Below are 17,614 nucleotides of genomic sequence, written 5' to 3' on the forward strand. Positions count from 1 at the left end.
TCTCAGACCTCCTCAACGGTCACGAGGTGACGCACCACGTTGATCAAGCCACGGTTCTGCGCGTTGTCCTCGCGGACCACCGACTGGCGGATCTTCCGCAGGCCGAGGGTGCGCAGGCTGTCACGCTGATTCTGCTTGGTACCGATGGTGCTCTTGATCTGGGTGATCTTCAGCTCTGCCATTACTTCACGCTCCCAGCAGCCAGTGCACGGGCGCGAAGCATGCCTGCGGGAGCGACGTCCTCGAGGGGAAGCCCACGGCGAGCCGCAACTTCCTCCGGACGCTGCAGGCCCTTGAGAGCTGCAACCGTCGCGTGCACCACGTTGATGGCATTGTCGGAGCCGAGCGACTTCGACAGGATGTCGGAGATGCCCGCGCACTCCAGCACAGCGCGCACCGCGCCACCGGCGATCACACCGGTACCGGGGGAAGCCGGACGCAGCAGGACGACGCCTGCAGCAGCCTCACCCTGAACCGGGTGGGTGATGGTTCCGCCGATGAGCGGAACGCGGAAGAAGTTCTTGCGAGCTTCCTCGACACCCTTGGTGATGGCCGCGGGAACTTCCTTGGCCTTGCCGTAACCGACGCCGACCACACCGTTGCCGTCTCCGACGATCACCAGCGCGGTGAAGCTGAAGCGACGGCCGCCCTTGACGACCTTCGACACACGGTTGATCGAGACGACACGCTCGATGTGGTTCGACCGCTCGGCAGCGTTGCCGCCGCGCGAGTCGCGATCGCGGCGGTCGCGACCACCACGGTTGTCCCCGGTGTTGGGGCCATTCTGTCCGGCGGGGCCGTTTCCGCCGTCACGCCGCTGACGTCCCGGCATCAGACGTTCCTTCCGTTCGAAAAGATGATCATCAGAACTTCAGCCCGCTCTCGCGTGCTGCGTCCGCGAGGGCCGCGATGCGGCCGCTGTAGGTGTGTCCACCGCGGTCGAAGACCACGGATTCCACGCCGGCAGCCTTCGCGCGCTCGGCGATCAGCTGTCCGACCTTGGCGCCACGCGCCTTCTTGTCGCCCTCGAGCGCACGCACGTCGGCCTCGATGGTCGACGCAGCGGCGACGGTCGTGCCGGTGAGGTCGTTGATGACCTGCACGTGCATGTGGCGCGACGAGCGGTTGACGACGAGACGCGGACGCTCTGCCGTTCCGGCGATCTTCTTGCGGAGGCGGAAATGACGACGCGTCTTCGACAGCCGACGCGTCGTGGACGCATCCTTGCCGCGCGGGATCCGCTTGGCCTTCTGGTTCTCGGTCTGGCTCATGATCACTTACCCGTCTTTCCGACCTTGCGACGGACCTGCTCACCCTCGTAGCGGATGCCCTTGCCCTTGTACGGGTCGGACTTACGCAAACGGCGAATGTTGGCCGCGATCTGGCCGACCTGCTGCTTGTCGATACCCGCAATCGAGAACTTCGTGGGCGCCTCGACGGCAAAGGTGATGCCTTCGGGGGCCTCGATGAGTACCGGGTGGCTGTAGCCGAGCGAGAACTCGAGGTCCTTGCCCTTGAGCGCAACGCGGTAGCCGACGCCGAAGATCTCCATCTTGATGGTGTAACCCTCGGTCACACCGACGATGAGGTTCTGCACCAGGGTCCGCGACAGACCGTGCAGCGCACGGCTGCGACGCTCGTCGTTGGGGCGGTTGATGTTCAGTGCCCCGTCGTCGCCCTTGGCGATGGAGATGGGCTCAGCGATCGTCAGCGACAGGTTGCCCTTGGGGCCCTTCACTGCGACATTCTGGCCATCGATGTTCACCTCGACACCCGAGGGAACTGCAACGGGGAGTTTTCCGATTCGCGACATTGTGGTGGCCTCCCTTACCAGACGTAGGCGAGGACTTCCCCGCCTACTCCCTGCTTGGCCGCCTGGCGATCGGTGAGCAGACCGGACGACGTGGAGATGATCGCCACGCCGAGTCCGCCCAGGACCTTGGGCAGGTTGGTGGACTTCGCGTACACACGAAGGCCGGGCTTCGACACGCGACGCACGCCGGCGAGGCTGCGCTCACGGGAAGGCCCGTACTTGAGGTCGACGACGAGGGTCTTGCCCACCTCGGCGTCCTCGGTGCGGTAGTCGGAGATGTAGCCCTCGCGCTTGAGGATCTCGGCGATGTTCACCTTGATCTTCGAGGACGGGAGCTTGACCTCGTCGTGGAACGCCGTGTTGGCGTTACGCAGACGCGTCAAGAAGTCTGCGATGGGGTCGGTCATGGTCATGGTCTGACCTGTACACCTTTCTCGGAGCGGTTCCCATGCAACACCGGAGGAATCCGGTCGTGGGCCTGCAGCGAATTTGGTTTCAATGCGAGCCGGCCCGAAATGAGCCGGCCCCTGACAGCGTGACGGTGGGCGGAGGCACGAGGTCTCCGCCCACCCGCTCACGTCACCAGGAGCTCTTGTGAACTCCCGGAAGCTCGCCTGCGTGTGCCATCTCACGGAGGCAGACGCGGCAGAGACCGAACTTGCGGAACACCGCGTGCGGGCGACCGCAACGCTGGCAGCGCGTGTAGGCGCGAACCGCGAACTTCGGCTTCTTGTTGGCCTTGTTGACCAGTGCCTTCTTAGCCATGGGCTCAGTTCTCCTTGAACGGGAAGCCGAGGTGCTTGAGCAGGGCACGGCCTTCTTCGTTGTTGGTAGCGGTGGTCACGACGGTGATGTCCATGCCGCGCGGGCGGTCGATCTTGTCCACGTCGATCTCGTGGAACATCGACTGCTCGTTCAGGCCGAACGTGTAGTTGCCGTTGCCATCGAACTGGTTGCCGTTCAGGCCACGGAAGTCGCGGATACGGGGAAGCGCGATGGACACGAGACGGTCCAGGAACTCCCACATGCGATCGCCGCGGAGCGTGACGCGCGCGCCGATGGGCATACCCTCGCGAAGCTTGAACTGCGCGATGGACTTACGGGCCTTGCGGATCTCCGGCTTCTGACCGGTGATCAACGCGAGGTCGTTGACCGCACCGTTGATGAGCTTCGCGTCGCGGGCCGCGTCGCCGACACCCATGTTGACGACGACCTTGACGACGCCGGGGATCTGCATGACGTTCGCGTAGGCGAACTCCGCGTTCAGCGCGTCACGGATCTCCGCGCGGTAGCGGGTCTTCAGACGCGGCTGGATCTTGTTCTCGGTGGTGGTCATGTCAGATGTCCTTCCCGTTCTTCCGGGAAATCCGAACGCGCTTGCCGGTTTCCTCGTCGGTCCGGTAGCCGATGCGAGTGGCATTTCCGTCCGAGTCGACGACCGCAACGTTGGAAACGTGGATCGGGGCCTCCTGCGTCACGATGCCGCCCGAAGAGGCGCCACGCTCGTTGGCCGAGACCGCGGTGTGCTTCTTGATCCGGTTCACGCCCTCGACGAGGACACGGTTCTCGCGCGGGAAGGCCGCGATGACCTTGCCCTTCGCGCCCTTGTCCTTACCCGAGATGACGAGCACGGTGTCGCCCTTGTGCACCTTCATCACAGCACCTCCGGAGCGAGCGAGACGATCTTCATGAACCGCTTGTCGCGAAGCTCGCGACCGACGGGTCCGAAGATGCGGGTGCCGCGCGGATCGTTGTCACCCTTGATGATGACTGCGGCGTTCTCATCGAACTTGATGTACGAGCCGTCCGGCCGACGGCGCTCCTTGGCGGTGCGCACGATCACGGCCTTGACGACGTCGCCACGCTTGACGTTGCCGCCGGGGATGGCGTCCTTGACGGTGGCGACAATGATGTCGCCGATACCGGCGTAGCGACGGGACGAACCACCGAGAACGCGGATGCAGAGAATCTCCTTGGCACCCGTGTTGTCGGCGACGCGCAGTCGCGACTCCTGCTGGATCACTTACGTCTCCTTGACCTGGATTGGTGTGTACGTCAGATTTCCGACCTGGACGTACGCGGTCGTCGGCTACTCACGGCGCACGCGCGCAAGACACACGGGTCCCGCGAAGCAACCCGTCCAGGGTAGGCCATATACCGTACCCAGGGCAAATTAGCGAACTGTGCGCTCGCTCCCATCCCGGGCCCCGGATGGAAGGCACGAAACTCGGCGCCAGCGCCTGTACTCCGAAGACGACCTCGGCCCGGCGTCCGAAATGGACACCGGGCCGAGGACTTTCGTCACACGAAGTGTGAGAAGACTACTTGGCCTTCTCGAGCACCTCGACCAGACGCCAGCGCTTCGACGCGGACAGCGGACGGGTCTCCATCAGCTGCACGCGGTCGCCGATGCCGGCGAGACCGTTCTCGTCGTGTGCCTTCACCTTGGTCGTACGGCGGATGATCTTGCCGTACAGCGGGTGCTTCACGCGATCCTCGAGCTCGACCACGATGGTCTTTTCCATCTTGTCCGAGACGACGTAGCCGATGCGGACCTTGCGGCTCGCGCGCTCTTCGTTCTGGGTCACTGCCTTTTCCTCACTCATGCCACGTCACCCGCATCCGGGCCGGTGGCCAGACCGAGCTCACGCTCGCGCAGAACCGTGTAGATACGAGCGATCTCGTTACGCACGGTGCGCAGTCGTCGGTTGTTGTCCAGCTGACCGGTAGCCATCTGGAAGCGGAGGTTGAACAGCTCTTCCTTGGACTCGCGAAGCTTCGAGGTCAACTCTTCCTCGGTGAGCTCGCGGAGTTCTGCGGCGGGGGTTTCGGTAGCCATCAGAACTGCTCCTCCCTCGTCACGATCCGGCACTTGCACGGGAGCTTGTGCATCGCGCGGCGCAGGGCCTCACGAGCGGTCTCCTCGTTCGGGTAGCTCATCTCGAACAGCACGCGACCGGGCTTGACGTTCGCGACCCACCACTCGGGCGAACCCTTGCCGGAACCCATGCGGGTTTCGGCAGGCTTCTTGGTGAGCGGGCGATCCGGGAAGATGTTGATCCAGATCTTGCCGCCACGCTTGATGTGCCGGGTCATGGCGATACGAGCGGCTTCGATCTGCCGGTTCGTGATGTAGGCCGGCTCGAGAGCCTGGATGCCGTACTCGCCGAAGGCGACCTGGGTGCCGCCCTTGGCGTTACCCGAACGGCTCGGATGGTGCTGCTTGCGGTGTTTGACCCGCCGGGGGATCAACATTGCGTCAGCCCTCCTTGTTCTCTGCCGAAGCCGGGGCGTCGGCTGCCCGACCCGCTTCGGTGCTCGTCGCGGTGGTGCCCGAGGCGCCGGAACGACGCGGGCGGCTCGGACGCTCACGACGCGGGCGGTCGGCGGGAGCAGCTGCGGCAGCAGCGAGCTCGCGACGGCCACCGACGATGTCGCCCTTGTAGATCCAGACCTTCACGCCGATGCGGCCGAAGGTGGTCTTCGCCTCGTAGAGGCCGTAGTCGATGTCCGCGCGCAGCGTGTGCAGCGGGACGCGACCTTCACGGTAGAACTCCGAACGCGACATCTCTGCGCCACCGAGGCGGCCCGAGCACTGCACGCGGATGCCCTTGACGTTGGGCTGACGCATTGCCGACTGAATGGCCTTGCGCATCGCCCGGCGGAACGCCACGCGGTTCGAGAGCTGCTCTGCGACGCCCTGCGCCACCAGCTGAGCCTCGGACTCGGCGTTCTTGACCTCGAGGATGTTGAGCTGCACCTGCTTGCCGGTCAGCTTCTCGAGCTCGGCGCGGATGCGATCGGCCTCGGCGCCGCGGCGGCCGATGACGATGCCCGGACGCGCGGTGTGGATGTCCACACGCACACGGTCGCGGGTGCGCTCGATCTCGACCTTCGCGATGCCTGCACGCTCGAGGCCGGAGGCCAGGAACTTACGGATCGCGACGTCTTCCTTCACGTAGTCCGCGTACTGCTTGTCTGCGTACCAACGCGACTTCCAGTCGGTGGTGATGCCCAGACGGAAGCCGTGCGGGTTGATCTTCTGGCCCACTACTGAGCTCCCTTCCGGCGGTTGCGAGACGAGTTCGAGCCGACGCTCTCCACGATCACGGTGATGTGGCTCGACCGCTTGCGGATACGGAACGCGCGACCCTGTGCACGCGGCTGGAACCGCTTGAGGGTTGCGCCCTCGTCCACGTACGCCGTCGCGATGACGAGCGTGCTGGGGTCGAGGTTCAGGTTGTTCTGTGCGTTCGCAGCTGCCGAGGCGATCACCTTGGCGACCGGCTCTGCAGCGGCCTGCGGCGCGAACTTCAGAATTGCGAGGGCTTCCTCGACAGACTTTCCGCGAACGATGTCGACGACGCGGCGCGCCTTCATCGGGGTCACACGCACGTGGCGCGCAACAGCCCGAGCGCTCGGGTTTGTGGTTTCAGTACTCATCGACGCTTGCTCTTCCGGTCGTCCTTGATGTGGCCCTTGAACGTACGGGTCGGTGCGAATTCACCGAGCTTGTGGCCGACCATCGAATCCGAGACGAACACCGGAACGTGCTTGCGTCCGTCATGGACTGCAAACGTGTGACCGATGAAATCGGGCAGGATCGTAGAACGGCGCGACCAGGTCTTGATGACCTGCTTGGTGCCCTTTTCGTTCTGGGCGTCCACCTTAGCCAGGAGGTGGTCGTCGACGAACGGGCCTTTCTTGAGGCTGCGTGGCATTCTCTAACTCCCTCCTTGACTAGCGCTTCTTGCCGGTGCGGCGACGACGAACGATGAGCTTGTCGGACGCCTTGTTCTTGCGGGTGCGGCCCTCGGGCTTGCCCCACGGGCTGACCGGATGGCGACCACCGGAGGTCTTGCCCTCACCACCGCCGTGCGGGTGGTCGACCGGGTTCATCACGACACCGCGGACGGTAGGACGCTTGCCCTTCCAGCGCATACGGCCGGCCTTGCCCCAGTTGATGTTCGACTGCTCGGCGTTGCCGACCTCGCCGACGGTTGCGCGGCAGCGCACGTCGACGCGACGGATCTCACCGGACGGCATACGCAGCGTGGCGTAGGTGCCTTCCTTACCGAGGAGCTGGATGCTCGCGCCGGCCGAACGGGCCATCTTGGCTCCGCCACCGGGACGCAGTTCCACCGCGTGAATGGTGGTACCGGTCGGGATGTTGCGCAGCGGCAGGTTGTTGCCCGGCTTGATGTCGGCCGTCGGGCCGGACTCGACCGGGGCGCCCTGCACCAGGCCCTTGGGGGCGATGATGTAGCGCTTCTCGCCGTCCACGTAGTGGAGCAGCGCGATGCGGGCGGTGCGGTTGGGGTCGTACTCGATGTGAGCGACCTTGGCCGGGATGCCGTCCTTGTCGTTGCGACGGAAATCGATCAAGCGGTATGCGCGCTTGTGTCCGCCACCCTTGTGCCGGGTCGTGATACGACCGTGCGCGTTGCGACCACCGCGACCGTGCAGCGGGCGGATCAGCGACTTCTCGGGCGTCGACCGAGTGATCTCGGCGAAGTCCGACACACTGGCGCCACGACGGCCCGGCGTAGTCGGCTTGTACTTACGGATTGCCATGAGTCTTCTCGTCCTCTATCTCTCGCGAGTTCCGGCGCCTAAGCGACCGGGCCTCCGAAGATCTCGATGGGCTTGCTGTCGGCGGTCAGGGTCACGAGCGCGCGCTTGGTGTCCTTGCGCTTGCCGTAACCGAACCGCGTCCGCTTGCGCTTGCCCTGACGGTTGGCGGTGTTGACGCTGCTCACCTTGACGCCGAAGACCTTCTCGACGGCAATCTTGATCTGCGTCTTGTTCGAGTCCGGGTGGACCAGGAAGGTGTAGGTGCCCTCTTCCATCAGCCCGTAGGACTTCTCGGAGACGACGGGAGCCAGCAGGATGTCGCGCGGATCGGCGATCGTGCTCACTTGCTCTCCTCCTTGACTTCCTGAGCCGACTCGGCCGGCCCGTGAATGAACGCGTTGAGCGCCTCGACGCTGAACACGACATCGTCGCTGTAGAGGACGTCGTAGGTGTTCAGCTGATCGGGTGCGAGCGTGTGGACGTTCGGCAGGTTCTGCACGCTCTTCCACGCGGCGACGTCTGCACGTCCGACCACCAGGAGCACGTTCTTACGCTCGGTGAGCTCACCGAGGAAAGCGCGCGCCGACTTCGTCGACGGGGTCTGACCCGCGACGAGCTCGGTGATCACGTGGATGCGCTCGTTGCGCGCCCGGTCGGAGAGGGCACCGCGCAGGGCGGCTGCCTTCATCTTCTTGGGGGTGCGCTGGCTGTAGTCGCGCGGCTGCGGGCCGTGGACGGTGCCGCCACCGACGAACTGCGGTGCGCGGGTCGAGCCCTGACGTGCGCGGCCGGTGCCCTTCTGGCGGTACGGCTTACGACCACCGCCACGGACCTCTCCGCGCGTCTTGGTCGAGTGCGTGCCCTGGCGTGCAGCAGCGAGCTGCGCGACAACCACCTGGTGCAGCAACGCGATGTTGGCCGGGGCGTCGAAGAGCTCCGCGGGGAGATCGACGGTGCCGGTGGACTTGCCACCCGCAGCCTTGACGTCCAGCGTCAGCTTGGTTGCGGTCTCGGTGCTGGTCATGCCCGTGCACCACCCTTCACTGCAGTCTTGACGATCACGAGGCCGCCCTTGCGGCCGGGGATCGCGCCCTTGATAAGCAGCAGACCGTTCTCGGCGTCCACCTTGTGGACGGAGAGGTTCTGCGTCGTGACGCGGTCGCTACCCATACGGCCGGACATGCGCGTGCCCTTGAAGACACGGCCCGGGGTGGCGCAGCCACCGATGGAGCCGGGACGACGGTGCACAGCCTGCGCACCGTGCGAAGCGCCCTGACCGGCGAAGCCGTGACGCTTCATGGTGCCGGCGAAGCCCTTGCCCTTGGAAGTGCCCGTGATGTCGACGAATGCGCCGTCTTCGAACACCTCTGCGGTCAGTTCCTGGCCGACCTCGTACTCCGAGGAGTCCTCGACACGAAGCTCGACGAGGTGGCGGCGCGGGGTCACGCCTGCCTTGTCGAACTGGCCGCGGACCGGCTTGTTGACCTTGCGCGGCGCAATGGCACCGAAGGCGAGCTGCACAGCGTTGTAGCCGTCGCGCTCCTCCGTGCGAATCTGCGTGACCACGTTCGGTCCGGCCTTGACGACGGTCACCGGAACGACCCGGTTGTTCTCGTCGAAGACCTGGGTCATGCCGAGCTTGGTGCCCAGGATTCCCTTGATCTGGTTAGTCATCTGTTCTCTCCGCTGCGTCTTCTACAAGCTCGCTGTAAGTCACTGAATGTTGACGTCGACGCTCGCCGGGAGGTCGATGCGCATGAGTGCGTCGACCGTCTTCGGCGTCGGGTCGAGGATGTCGATCAGCCGCTTGTGAGTACGCATCTCGAAGTGCTCGCGCGAGTCCTTGTACTTGTGCGGCGAGCGAATGACGCAGTACACGTTCTTTTCAGTGGGCAACGGCACCGGGCCGACCACACGGGCACCCGTACGGGTGACCGTCTCGACGATCTTGCGCGCAGATGCGTCGATCGCCTCGTGGTCATAGGCCTTGAGCCTGATGCGGATCTTCTGTCCCGCCACGCTTAGTGTCCTTTTCTTGCCGCGTTTCGTAGCACCCGATCTGATCGGGAACCACCTCGTCTGCACAGTTCCGAACGGAACAGGCGACAGAGAACAGCACTCATACACATCGCGAGCCGGGCTCACCCGATCCGCTGCCGCTGTTCATCTGTCATTGTTCTCCGGTCCACGCGGTCGGGCGTGTCGCTCCGTCGCTCATTCCCCGGCGCCGAAATCTGCATTTCGACACCGCACAGAACGGGACCGGATGCGCTCATACGAGCGCACGCTGGTACTGCTTCCGTCTTGCATGTGGCCGCGACCTGGCCTTAAGGCTCGATCCGCGACTGTCACTACTTTCACCGTTCCGAGCCGCGAAACATCCATGGCCCGGTCAAGGCAACCCGACCAGTATGCAGCAATCCGCCGCCGAGTACAACTCCGCCGAACTCATCCCCCGTCGGGACGGACCTTCAACCTATTGCGTTCATCGGTGGCGTACGCAACGGCGCGGCCGCATCCACGGTGTTGGTCGGGTCGGGGCCGGGACCGGGCGCCACCTGAACCACCTCGGGCGCAACTCCCGGTGCAGGCACCAGAGCGGGCAAGTCCCTCCACACCGGAAGCGTTTCCTGCAGCTCGAGGCCGATCTGGATGATCTGTTCGTCCTGCCACGGCCTCGCGCCGAGCTGCACACCGAACGGCATGCCGGTCGCCACCGACCGCCCCACCGGGAGTGTCACAACCGGCGCACCCGAGTAGTTGGCCCACTTCACCTCGCCCGGTGCGCCTTCTGTCACACTCACCCCGAGAAACTCCTCACGCCGGGCGCCGTCCACCTTTGTGCCGGGGATCATCACCGCGTCGAGATCGTTGTCGGCGAAGAGCTTGTTGTAGTCGTACTGGTATCGCAACCGGTCTCGCTCGAGCATGAGGTAGTCCACGACGGGGACTGCGAGAGACGCCACCGCAGTCCCGACACTGGATACCCGCTCCGGGCGGTACAAACCGATCCGGTCGGCGAATTGCCGGTGATACGAGCCCATTTCGACGACATCGCCGGTCGCAAGAGACGTCGGAGTCGGTGGCATCACCACGGGGACCACCTCCGCGCCGAGCGAACGTGCAAGCTGGACCGCGTCGTCGAAAAGGGTCTGCAACGGCGGTGGAAGATCCGACGGCGGAAGTCCCAGCCGAATCCCGGCCAGCGGCGACGCGCCGCCCTTCGCTGTCAGCGGATAGCCACCTGCCGGAACCGCAGGCCCGAGCGCAGTGATCGGATCGTCGACATCGACGGTCGCGAGGATCGACAACATCAACGATGCGTCGGCAACGCTCCGTCCCATCGGCCCGACGTGGTCGCGGGTCCAGGTCAGCGGAATCATGCCGTGCGAAGTGATTCGGCCGTACGTGGGTTTGATCGACGAGATCCCGCATGCGCTCGCAGGCAACCTCACCGATCCCCCCGTGTCACTGCCGACCGCGAGCGGAGCGAAGCGGGCGGCGAGGACCGCGGCACTGCCACCCGACGACCCACCCGGTGACATCTCGGTGTTCCACGGATTTCCCACCTGCGGCGTCGCGATACCGATTGCGAACTCGTCGGTGTGCGCGTGTCCCATCAGGATTGCCCCGGCGTCTTCGAGCTTGCTCCAGACACCGGAATGACCGGCCGCAATGTTGCCTTCGAGCACTCTGCTCGATGCCGTGAGGGGAAATCCCGACACCGCGAACAAGTCCTTCAACGCAACCGGCAGGCCACAGATGTCGGGGACCGGGATTCCTTCGCTTCGAGCCCTTGTGAGCCGCTCACCCGCGGCGTCCGCACCGGCATACGCGAACTCCGGATACAGCCGGACCCACGCACCGATCGCACCGTCGAACCCCCGGGTTCGCGCAAGACATGCATCGAGCAGTTCCCTCGGATGCAACCGACCGGAGTGCAGGAGGCTCGCGGCCTCGACTGCGCTCAGAAGTGCAGGGTCCGTTGCGTCGACCGCGCCCGGATCCGGAAGTCGCCGCACCGGTCCGGCATGACTACGCTGCGCGGTGGCTGTCCCCAGAAGCAGAGCACCTCCCGCGAGCGAGCCCAACATCCTGCGGCGGGAGAGCGCACTACTCATTTGCCCAGAGAAGCACGAATACTCTGCGAGCGCAGGGTTGACATGCCGCGAACCGACGAGCGGTCGCCGCCATCGGGAGGTTTCACATCACGTGGCGTCGTCCGTACGCGATAATCGCCCGGATCGACGAGTCCACCGTCGACGAAGCCCGGCACCGATGACGAATACAGGAGAAGCCGATGTCCCCGTTCGAGCGGTCCGGCTCTCCCCGCGGCCTTGGGCGGCGGCCCCAGCTGTCGGACGATGTGGCGTCGTTCGTCCGCAACCGCATCATGTCGGGCGACGTGCGGCCGGGCGATTTCGTCCGGCTCGACGAGACCGCCGCCGAACTCGGGGTCAGTGTGACCCCGGTTCGTGAAGCTCTGCTCACCCTTCGCGGCGAAGGCCTCGTCGAACTCGTTCCACATCGGGGCTACGTCGTCGCACCGCTGACCCGATCCGACATCGACGACGTGTTCTGGCTGCAAGGGCGCATCGCCGAGAAACTCGCCGCGCGCGCCGCGGAGACCATCGGTAGCGACACGATCGCCGAGCTCGACGACATCAACGTCAAGTTCACCGACGCGGTACAGACCGGCGACGGAGCACGAATCGAAGCTCTCGAATTCTCCTTCCACCGGACACTCAACCGGGTCGCCGCCGCACGCAAACTCGCGTGGTTCCTGCACAACGCCACGCGGTACACTCCCGCACATTTCTATTCGTCCGACCCGGAATGGGGGGTCGAGGCCGTCGCGGCACATCGCCGAATTCTCGATGCTCTCCGTGCGCATGATCCGAGCACGGCCGGGACCGAGACCCGGGATCATTTCACCGATGGAGCACGCCGTCTCGTCCGGCATCTGGACGAGATCGGTATCTGGTCCTGATCTCGTCTCGCAACGGCCGTTCGCAGACACCCGGCCGGGAACACCTCGGAGCGGTAGCATCTCGACGAGGGAGGCGGGGACACCCGCTGGACTGGCCATGACCGAGTCCCGACAGGGACCGAGTTCGACGGTGGGGTGCGGATGCGAAGCAACCACGACCATGCAGTCCTCGTGGAGGATGTCCACAAGTCGTTCGGAGATGTTCATGCACTCGCCGGCGTCGATTTCTCGGCTCCGGAAGGCTCGGTCCTCGCGATCCTCGGCCCCAACGGTGCAGGAAAGACCACCATGGTCAAGATCCTGTCGACGCTCATCCACGCCTCGAGCGGCCGTGCCGTCGTTGCAGGTCACGATGTCGAGACCAACCCCGCTGCGGTTCGACGCTCGATCATGATGACCGGACAGTTCGCTGCCCTGGACGACACCCTCACCGGACGCGAGAATCTCGTACTGTTCGGGCGCTTGATGGGGCTCGACAAGACCTCTGCAAAGCTGCGCGCGGACGAGCTTCTCCTCGAGTTCGACCTCGTCGAAGCGGGACGCCGACCGGTCAAGGGTTATTCGGGTGGTATGCGCCGCCGGGTCGACATCGCATGCGGACTCGTGGTCCGGCCCGAGGTCGTGTTCCTCGACGAGCCGACCACCGGACTCGACCCGCGGTCGCGCCAGGGTGTGTGGTCACTGGTCGAGTCCCTGAAGAGACAGGGCATCACGACCCTGTTGACCACTCAGTACCTCGAAGAAGCCGACGTACTGAGCGACAACATCATCGTGATCGACAGAGGAACGGTCATCGCGAGGGGGACGGCGAACGAACTGAAGGCTTCGACCGGGGGCAGCTACTGCGAAATCGTCCCTGTCGACCCTGCGACGGTGCCCGGGATCGTGCACGCGCTCGGTTCTCTCGTCCCCGATTCCGTACGTGCCGATCTCTCGTCGCCCGGCGACATCGACCGGGTCTCCATCCCAGCGCCCGATGGAGCAGCTACCCTCACCGAAGCGCTGCGCCTGCTCTCGCCCCTCGACATCGAACTCGCCGATATCGGTTTACGGCGGCCGTCCTTGGACGACGTCTTCCTGCAGCTGACCGGTCACAGCGCGTCGACGGCATCCGCCGAACTCGATGCAGCCACGGCGGGAGAGGGCCCGTGACGGCCCGCACCGAGCGTCTTCCGGCGGGTCGGCCCCCAGACGACACGAGTGCGAGCCTTCCCGACCGACGGTCGGGCACGCACCGCCGTATCCATCCGAGCTCGGTGTCGCAATGGTCGGCGCTGACCGGACGCACCCTGCGCACGATGGCGCGGTACGGCGAACTGATCGTCGCTGTGATCGCACCGTTCGTCTTCGGTCTCGGGTTCTATCTCCCGCTGAAGTTCGTGATGCAGATGCAGGGCATCGACTACGCGCAGTTCCTGATGCCGATCATCGTCCTTCAATCGATGGCGTTCACCGCTATCTCGGCGGCCCAGATGGCCGCGCAGGAGGCGACAACCGGACTGACGACCCGGTTGAAGACAATGCCCGTCGGCCCGACCGTACCGCTGCTTTCTCGCATGTCGGCGGGGATGACAAGATCGGTGATTTCCCTGTTCGCCGCGATCGGATTCGGATATCTGATCGGTTTCCGGTTCACCGCCGGACTCGGACAAGCTGTTCTCTTCGGAGTGACGGCACTCGCCATCAGCCTCGTGCTGTGTCTGGGAGCCGACGCGATCGGCAGCCTCTCCAAAAGCCCCGAAGCGACCTCGCAGGCGCTGACACTCCCCCAGCTGATCCTCGGGATGCTGTCGTGCGGTTTCGTTCCCGAGCAAGGTTTTCCCGAATGGATTCGTCCGTTCGTGCGCAATCAGCCGATCTCGCAGTTCTCGTTCGCTATGCGCGACATGGCAGACGGAGGGGTCACGTGGGAGGGGTTCTACCCGAGTCTGCTGTGGCTGGTCGGGTTGACCATCGTGTGTCTACCTCTCGCCGTGTGGGCCAATACGAGACGGAGGTGACCGGATGAGTCAGAGCACTGCGCTGGGGACAGGGTCAGGATCGTTCGGGTATCCGGCGCCGAACGCCGTGGTCGCCGAGAACTCTCTCGCCGCGCTGTGGCAGCACAGCCGCCTCCAATGCGGCCGGCTCCTCCTTCGCTGGGCGCGCGATCCGGCGACAATGATCCAAGCGCTGATCTATCCCGCACTGACACTGGTGATGTTCAGGATCGTGCTCGGCGACAGCATCACCGCCGCAACGGGGCAGCCGTCGATATTCGGGACAGTACCGATGATCGTGCTGGTGGGTGCGATGTTCGGTTCCGTCGTCAGTGCAGTCGGGTTGCGCGCCGAACGAGAGTCCGGTCTGCTGAGCCGCTTCTACACGCTGCCGATCCACCGATCAGCGGGGCTGGTGGGACGCCTGATGGCGGAGGCTGTTCGCGTCCTCGTCACCTCAATTGTGATTTTCGCCGCAGGCGTCGTCATGGGCTTCCGGTTCACCCAGGGCGTCCCGGCGACATTGTTGATGTTGGTGGTACCCATCGTGTTCGGGATGGGATTCGCCATGATGGTGACCGTCCTGGCCACCCTGTCGACCAAGATCCCTCTCGTAGAGATGGTGTCGATCGTGTGCACCCTCCTGATGTTCTTCAATTCGGGATTCGTGCCGGTCATGGCCTATCCGACCTGGCTGCAGCCGATCGTCGCGAACCAGCCGATGTCGTGCGCGATCGACACCATGAGGGCACTCGCGATGGGTGGGCCGCTGGCCGAGCCGATGGTCAAGACCCTCGCGTGGTCGGTCGGGATGTTCGCCTTGTTCCTGGTGCCTGCCATCCGCGGCTATCGTCGCGCGGCCCAACAAGGGTGACCTCGAGCTTGCCCGACGATCATGGTTTCCGCTGCTAACCTCACTCCAGACCGATCAGGTACGGATACGCCACGACCCCGGCGGTCCGCACGAGGAGCCTCCATGAAATTTGCGCGCCGGATCGCTGTGGCCACAGCCACCGCTGCCCTTGCTGTCTCGGCGTCGCTGGTCACCACACCGGCGATGGCGTCTGCCCAGCCCACCGTCGACCCGCCCTCGAGCGAAACCGCCCCGAGTGAGAGCCGTCTGGCCGGCATGCTCGCGACGATGGGGCAGAGCCCCGAGGGAGCAAACGACCTCGACTGTGTGCCGTCGCCGGAACATCCGCGACCGGTGGTACTCGTGCATGGAACCGGGTCGGGAATGATGCAGACGTGGCCGATCGTCGCGCCGCAGCTCGCCGACCTCGGCTACTGCGTATATGCGCTGAACTACGGCGGCGCGAAGGCCGTGTTCGATCCCGACAAGACGATCTGGGGCGTCACCGACATCGAGAAGTCCGCAGTCGAGGTACGGGACTTCGTCGATGCTGTCCTCGAGCACACCGGCAGCGACAAGGTCGATCTGGTCGGACACTCGCAGGGCGGAATGCTATCGCGGCAGTACCTGAAGTTCGAAGGTGGAGCCGATCTTCTCGTCCCGGCACGTAACAAGGTCGAGAACCTCGTCATGCTCGGTGCAACGAATCACGGCACGTCTTTCAACGGGCTCCAGCAGCTGTACGCGGCGCTGGCGATCTTCGGCCTGACAAACGGCAACGACATCGTCGCGCAGGCACTGTTCGCCGGCACCAACCTCGGTGTCGCCGGGCAGCAACAGCTCATCGGTTCCCGGGTGCTCGCAGCGCTCAACGACGGCCCCGAGACATTGCCTGGAATCACCTACACGTCGATCGCGACGCGCCACGACGGAATCGTGACACCGCCGGAGAGCTCGTTCCTCGAGCCCGATGCTGGCGCCGCGGTCCAGAACAAGTGGGTCCAGGACCTGTGCCCGGCCTCGCCCGCAGATCATTCGACGATGTTGATGCTCCCCGAATCGCTGTATCTGGTGAAGTCCGCCCTCGATCCCGCTTACGCCGAAGCCCACGAAGCTCCCTGCACCGTTCCGGATGCACCCGACGCCGGGTAAAGGTCGCCCGAACGACAATGCCCCTCCTGTCATCGACAGGAGGGGCATTTCACTTCATGCGCAGGAAGGGCCGATCACAGTCCGAGTGCGCGCTGGAGCACCGGCCACGAATCCTTCAGATCGTCCTGCCAATACCCCCACGAGTGGCTACCCGAATCGCGGAAGTTGTAGGTGGCGGGGATGTCCAGTTCGTTCAGTCGGTTCTGCAGGTTGTGCGTGCAGTAGTTCGTCGCCGCCTCGATAACGCCGCCGACGACGATCTGATTCGCGAGCACGTCCACCTGGCCGTCGATCTGCGGGCCGTCGAGCGTGTCGTACGGGCCGGGCAGACCGTTACCGTTCGAGATGTACAGCTCGAGGCCGCGCAACTGCTCGGCGTTGAGGTAGGGGTCCTTCTCGCGCCACATCGGGTCGTCGAGCTCGCCCCACATGTTGCGGGTGTCGCCGCCCCCCCAGGTCTCCGTGGTGACCTTCACGAACTGCTGACCGATCGGATCCGAGGTTTGGGCACAGCCACTGTAGGCTGCCACACCCTGGTAGAGGTCGCCGCCTTCAATGGCGAGCTGGAGAACCGATGTGCCCGACGAGGAAAGACCCGCGATCGCGTTGACGCCGTTGGTTCCCAGTGCAGCATCGATCAGCGGCGGGATTTCCTTGGTGAGGAAGGTCTCCCACTTGTTCACACCGAGAACCGGATCCTCGTTCTTCCAGTCAGTGTAGTAACTCCATTTGCCACCGACCGGCGAGACGACGTTGAGGTTCTTGTCTTTGAAGAAGTCGATGGCGTCGGTGCGGAACCGCCACGTCGCGCTGTCCTCACCGCCGCCCGCACCGTTCAACAGGTACAGCGTCGGGCGGGGCTCGCTGGTGTCTGCCGGACGCCACACATCTAGGAGAACTTCCTTGTTCATCGACGCCGAGTGGACGTAGACGAGGAGTTGCTGCTCGCCGTACTGCTCGATACGCGTGATGTAGGAGCCGTTCTCGGACTCGGCGACCTCGAGAGGCTGCTCGCTGTCCCAGACCGGGTCGGCCGCGGCCGTAGCTCCACCGAAGAACAACGGCAGTGCTACGACAGCTGCCGAGAGCGCGGCGAGTCTCGTCCTTCGAGTGCATGTCCGCGACTCGACAACCTTCATTCGCTTGAACCTCCTCAGGCCCGTTTCCGGGACATGATTTTTCAGACCTCGGATGCGTCCGAGGTGCACCGACCGGCGCAGCAATACGTATATCTACAGGTCAGGCATGCACGT

Annotated in this window: 27 protein-coding genes; 5 read left to right on the forward strand and 22 right to left on the reverse strand. The window is 64.6% G+C overall.

What is annotated here, in order from left to right; translation table 11 throughout:
• Positions 1 to 2: 2 nt before the first annotated feature.
• From rpmD to ACTDXD_RS01945, 21 genes are all read right to left on the reverse strand, one after another.
• Entirely contained in the window at positions 3 to 182 is a 180-nt protein-coding gene (rpmD, locus tag ACTDXD_RS01845) for a 50S ribosomal protein L30 (RefSeq protein ID WP_054805962.1), read from the reverse strand.
• Positions 182 to 832, reverse strand: a complete 651-nt coding sequence (gene rpsE / locus ACTDXD_RS01850; RefSeq protein ID WP_169685540.1) for a 30S ribosomal protein S5 — start codon at positions 830 to 832, stop codon at positions 182 to 184. The genes rpmD and rpsE overlap by 1 nt, the downstream gene beginning before the upstream one ends.
• A gap of 31 nt (positions 833 to 863) precedes the next feature.
• Positions 864 to 1,271 carry a 50S ribosomal protein L18 gene (gene rplR / locus ACTDXD_RS01855; protein WP_054716703.1) on the reverse strand — a complete coding sequence of 136 codons (408 nt, stop codon included), beginning with the start codon at positions 1,269 to 1,271 and terminating at the stop codon, positions 864 to 866.
• A gap of 2 nt (positions 1,272 to 1,273) precedes the next feature.
• Positions 1,274 to 1,813, reverse strand: coding sequence for a 50S ribosomal protein L6 (rplF, locus tag ACTDXD_RS01860; RefSeq protein WP_169685538.1), 540 nt, complete (start codon positions 1,811 to 1,813; stop codon positions 1,274 to 1,276).
• Positions 1,814 to 1,827: 14 nt separating this feature from the next.
• Positions 1,828 to 2,226: a 30S ribosomal protein S8 gene (rpsH, locus tag ACTDXD_RS01865; protein ID WP_054716682.1), complete on the reverse strand. Its 399-nt coding sequence runs from the start codon at positions 2,224 to 2,226 to the stop codon at positions 1,828 to 1,830.
• Between the two features lie 166 nt (positions 2,227 to 2,392).
• Positions 2,393 to 2,578 (reverse strand): type Z 30S ribosomal protein S14, encoded by a 186-nt coding sequence (locus ACTDXD_RS01870; protein WP_169685536.1) that lies wholly within the window; start codon positions 2,576 to 2,578, stop codon positions 2,393 to 2,395.
• A gap of 4 nt (positions 2,579 to 2,582) precedes the next feature.
• A complete protein-coding gene (rplE, locus tag ACTDXD_RS01875) occupies positions 2,583 to 3,149 on the reverse strand; it encodes a 50S ribosomal protein L5 (RefSeq protein WP_054716688.1) in 567 nt (188 codons plus the stop codon).
• Position 3,150: 1 nt separating this feature from the next.
• Positions 3,151 to 3,468: a 50S ribosomal protein L24 gene (rplX, locus tag ACTDXD_RS01880; protein ID WP_440125516.1), complete on the reverse strand. Its 318-nt coding sequence runs from the start codon at positions 3,466 to 3,468 to the stop codon at positions 3,151 to 3,153.
• Positions 3,468 to 3,836 carry a 50S ribosomal protein L14 gene (gene rplN / locus ACTDXD_RS01885; RefSeq protein ID WP_003938082.1) on the reverse strand — a complete coding sequence of 123 codons (369 nt, stop codon included), beginning with the start codon at positions 3,834 to 3,836 and terminating at the stop codon, positions 3,468 to 3,470. The genes rplX and rplN overlap by 1 nt, the downstream gene beginning before the upstream one ends.
• A 298-nt stretch (positions 3,837 to 4,134) precedes the next feature.
• Positions 4,135 to 4,419, reverse strand: a complete 285-nt coding sequence (gene rpsQ, locus ACTDXD_RS01890) for a 30S ribosomal protein S17 (RefSeq protein WP_054805954.1) — start codon at positions 4,417 to 4,419, stop codon at positions 4,135 to 4,137.
• Positions 4,416 to 4,652, reverse strand: coding sequence for a 50S ribosomal protein L29 (gene rpmC / locus ACTDXD_RS01895; RefSeq protein WP_054716697.1), 237 nt, complete (start codon positions 4,650 to 4,652; stop codon positions 4,416 to 4,418). The genes rpsQ and rpmC overlap by 4 nt, the downstream gene beginning before the upstream one ends.
• Entirely contained in the window at positions 4,652 to 5,068 is a 417-nt protein-coding gene (rplP, locus tag ACTDXD_RS01900) for a 50S ribosomal protein L16 (protein WP_169685532.1), read from the reverse strand. Before rplP ends, rpmC begins: the two co-directional genes overlap by 1 nt.
• 4 nt (positions 5,069 to 5,072) lie before the next feature.
• Positions 5,073 to 5,864, reverse strand: coding sequence for a 30S ribosomal protein S3 (rpsC, locus tag ACTDXD_RS01905; RefSeq protein ID WP_132471069.1), 792 nt, complete (start codon positions 5,862 to 5,864; stop codon positions 5,073 to 5,075).
• The gene (rplV, locus tag ACTDXD_RS01910) at positions 5,864 to 6,256 is read right to left on the reverse strand and encodes a 50S ribosomal protein L22 (RefSeq protein ID WP_169685529.1); all 393 of its coding nucleotides are present in this window, start codon (positions 6,254 to 6,256) and stop codon (positions 5,864 to 5,866) included. Before rplV ends, rpsC begins: the two co-directional genes overlap by 1 nt.
• The gene (gene rpsS, locus ACTDXD_RS01915) at positions 6,253 to 6,534 is read right to left on the reverse strand and encodes a 30S ribosomal protein S19 (RefSeq protein ID WP_169685527.1); all 282 of its coding nucleotides are present in this window, start codon (positions 6,532 to 6,534) and stop codon (positions 6,253 to 6,255) included. Before rpsS ends, rplV begins: the two co-directional genes overlap by 4 nt.
• Before the next feature lie 19 nt (positions 6,535 to 6,553).
• Positions 6,554 to 7,387, reverse strand: a complete 834-nt coding sequence (gene rplB, locus ACTDXD_RS01920; RefSeq protein WP_169685525.1) for a 50S ribosomal protein L2 — start codon at positions 7,385 to 7,387, stop codon at positions 6,554 to 6,556.
• 38 nt (positions 7,388 to 7,425) lie between these two features.
• Positions 7,426 to 7,731 carry a 50S ribosomal protein L23 gene (gene rplW / locus ACTDXD_RS01925; protein ID WP_169685523.1) on the reverse strand — a complete coding sequence of 102 codons (306 nt, stop codon included), beginning with the start codon at positions 7,729 to 7,731 and terminating at the stop codon, positions 7,426 to 7,428.
• Positions 7,728 to 8,411 (reverse strand): 50S ribosomal protein L4, encoded by a 684-nt coding sequence (gene rplD / locus ACTDXD_RS01930; protein ID WP_440125520.1) that lies wholly within the window; start codon positions 8,409 to 8,411, stop codon positions 7,728 to 7,730. Before rplD ends, rplW begins: the two co-directional genes overlap by 4 nt.
• A complete protein-coding gene (gene rplC, locus ACTDXD_RS01935) occupies positions 8,408 to 9,061 on the reverse strand; it encodes a 50S ribosomal protein L3 (protein WP_169685519.1) in 654 nt (217 codons plus the stop codon). Before rplC ends, rplD begins: the two co-directional genes overlap by 4 nt.
• 39 nt (positions 9,062 to 9,100) lie before the next feature.
• Entirely contained in the window at positions 9,101 to 9,406 is a 306-nt protein-coding gene (rpsJ, locus tag ACTDXD_RS01940; RefSeq protein ID WP_003938093.1) for a 30S ribosomal protein S10, read from the reverse strand.
• 452 nt (positions 9,407 to 9,858) lie between these two features.
• Complete coding sequence (locus ACTDXD_RS01945) at positions 9,859 to 11,508, reverse strand: amidase (RefSeq protein ID WP_440125523.1); 1,650 nt, start codon at positions 11,506 to 11,508, stop codon at positions 9,859 to 9,861.
• Between the two features lie 179 nt (positions 11,509 to 11,687).
• Between ACTDXD_RS01945 and ACTDXD_RS01950 the strand changes: the two genes are divergently transcribed.
• The 5 genes from ACTDXD_RS01950 (at position 11,688) to ACTDXD_RS01970 (ending at position 16,361) form a co-directional block, all read left to right on the forward strand.
• A complete protein-coding gene (locus ACTDXD_RS01950; RefSeq protein ID WP_440125525.1) occupies positions 11,688 to 12,377 on the forward strand; it encodes a GntR family transcriptional regulator in 690 nt (229 codons plus the stop codon).
• A 141-nt stretch (positions 12,378 to 12,518) separates the two neighbouring features.
• On the forward strand, positions 12,519 to 13,529 hold the full coding sequence (locus tag ACTDXD_RS01955) for an ATP-binding cassette domain-containing protein (RefSeq protein ID WP_440125527.1): 1,011 nt from the start codon (positions 12,519 to 12,521) through the stop codon (positions 13,527 to 13,529).
• Complete coding sequence (locus ACTDXD_RS01960) at positions 13,526 to 14,377, forward strand: ABC transporter permease (protein ID WP_440125528.1); 852 nt, start codon at positions 13,526 to 13,528, stop codon at positions 14,375 to 14,377. Before ACTDXD_RS01955 ends, ACTDXD_RS01960 begins: the two co-directional genes overlap by 4 nt.
• Before the next feature lie 4 nt (positions 14,378 to 14,381).
• Positions 14,382 to 15,230 carry an ABC transporter permease gene (locus ACTDXD_RS01965; RefSeq protein WP_440125530.1) on the forward strand — a complete coding sequence of 283 codons (849 nt, stop codon included), beginning with the start codon at positions 14,382 to 14,384 and terminating at the stop codon, positions 15,228 to 15,230.
• Between the two features lie 102 nt (positions 15,231 to 15,332).
• Positions 15,333 to 16,361, forward strand: a complete 1,029-nt coding sequence (locus tag ACTDXD_RS01970; RefSeq protein WP_440125532.1) for an alpha/beta fold hydrolase — start codon at positions 15,333 to 15,335, stop codon at positions 16,359 to 16,361.
• A 74-nt stretch (positions 16,362 to 16,435) separates the two neighbouring features.
• Here ACTDXD_RS01970 and ACTDXD_RS01975 read toward each other — a convergent pair whose 3' ends face one another.
• A complete protein-coding gene (locus ACTDXD_RS01975) occupies positions 16,436 to 17,500 on the reverse strand; it encodes an alpha/beta hydrolase (RefSeq protein ID WP_440125534.1) in 1,065 nt (354 codons plus the stop codon).
• Positions 17,501 to 17,614 lie beyond the last annotated feature (114 nt).

The sequence above is a fragment of the Rhodococcus sp. SJ-3 genome (assembly GCF_051918125.1).
Classification (GTDB): domain Bacteria; phylum Actinomycetota; class Actinomycetes; order Mycobacteriales; family Mycobacteriaceae; genus Rhodococcus.

Bases quoted from the DNA above. Each gene is read 5' to 3' on its own strand.
- rplX (WP_440125516.1), bottom strand. From the start codon at position 3,468: ATGAAGGTGCACAAGGGCGACACCGTGCTCGTCATCTCGGGTAAGGAC.
- ACTDXD_RS01950 (WP_440125525.1), top strand. From the start codon at position 11,688: ATGTCCCCGTTCGAGCGGTCCGGCTCTCCCCGCGGCCTTGGGCGGCGG.
- rplD (WP_440125520.1), bottom strand. From the start codon at position 8,411: ATGACCAGCACCGAGACCGCAACCAAGCTGACGCTGGACGTCAAGGCT.
- rpsH (WP_054716682.1), bottom strand. From the start codon at position 2,226: ATGACCATGACCGACCCCATCGCAGACTTCTTGACGCGTCTGCGTAAC.
- ACTDXD_RS01970 (WP_440125532.1), top strand. From the start codon at position 15,333: ATGAAATTTGCGCGCCGGATCGCTGTGGCCACAGCCACCGCTGCCCTT.
- rplP (WP_169685532.1), bottom strand. From the start codon at position 5,068: ATGTTGATCCCCCGGCGGGTCAAACACCGCAAGCAGCACCATCCGAGC.
- rpsQ (WP_054805954.1), bottom strand. From the start codon at position 4,419: ATGAGTGAGGAAAAGGCAGTGACCCAGAACGAAGAGCGCGCGAGCCGC.
- rpsS (WP_169685527.1), bottom strand. From the start codon at position 6,534: ATGCCACGCAGCCTCAAGAAAGGCCCGTTCGTCGACGACCACCTCCTG.
- ACTDXD_RS01945 (WP_440125523.1), bottom strand. From the start codon at position 11,508: ATGAGTAGTGCGCTCTCCCGCCGCAGGATGTTGGGCTCGCTCGCGGGA.
- ACTDXD_RS01965 (WP_440125530.1), top strand. From the start codon at position 14,382: ATGAGTCAGAGCACTGCGCTGGGGACAGGGTCAGGATCGTTCGGGTAT.
- rplE (WP_054716688.1), bottom strand. From the start codon at position 3,149: ATGACCACCACCGAGAACAAGATCCAGCCGCGTCTGAAGACCCGCTAC.
- rplV (WP_169685529.1), bottom strand. From the start codon at position 6,256: ATGAGTACTGAAACCACAAACCCGAGCGCTCGGGCTGTTGCGCGCCAC.
- ACTDXD_RS01975 (WP_440125534.1), bottom strand. From the start codon at position 17,500: ATGAAGGTTGTCGAGTCGCGGACATGCACTCGAAGGACGAGACTCGCC.
- ACTDXD_RS01870 (WP_169685536.1), bottom strand. From the start codon at position 2,578: ATGGCTAAGAAGGCACTGGTCAACAAGGCCAACAAGAAGCCGAAGTTC.
- rpmC (WP_054716697.1), bottom strand. From the start codon at position 4,652: ATGGCTACCGAAACCCCCGCCGCAGAACTCCGCGAGCTCACCGAGGAA.
- rpmD (WP_054805962.1), bottom strand. From the start codon at position 182: ATGGCAGAGCTGAAGATCACCCAGATCAAGAGCACCATCGGTACCAAG.
- ACTDXD_RS01955 (WP_440125527.1), top strand. From the start codon at position 12,519: ATGCGAAGCAACCACGACCATGCAGTCCTCGTGGAGGATGTCCACAAG.
- rplF (WP_169685538.1), bottom strand. From the start codon at position 1,813: ATGTCGCGAATCGGAAAACTCCCCGTTGCAGTTCCCTCGGGTGTCGAG.
- rplR (WP_054716703.1), bottom strand. From the start codon at position 1,271: ATGAGCCAGACCGAGAACCAGAAGGCCAAGCGGATCCCGCGCGGCAAG.
- rpsE (WP_169685540.1), bottom strand. From the start codon at position 832: ATGCCGGGACGTCAGCGGCGTGACGGCGGAAACGGCCCCGCCGGACAG.
- rplB (WP_169685525.1), bottom strand. From the start codon at position 7,387: ATGGCAATCCGTAAGTACAAGCCGACTACGCCGGGCCGTCGTGGCGCC.
- rplC (WP_169685519.1), bottom strand. From the start codon at position 9,061: ATGACTAACCAGATCAAGGGAATCCTGGGCACCAAGCTCGGCATGACC.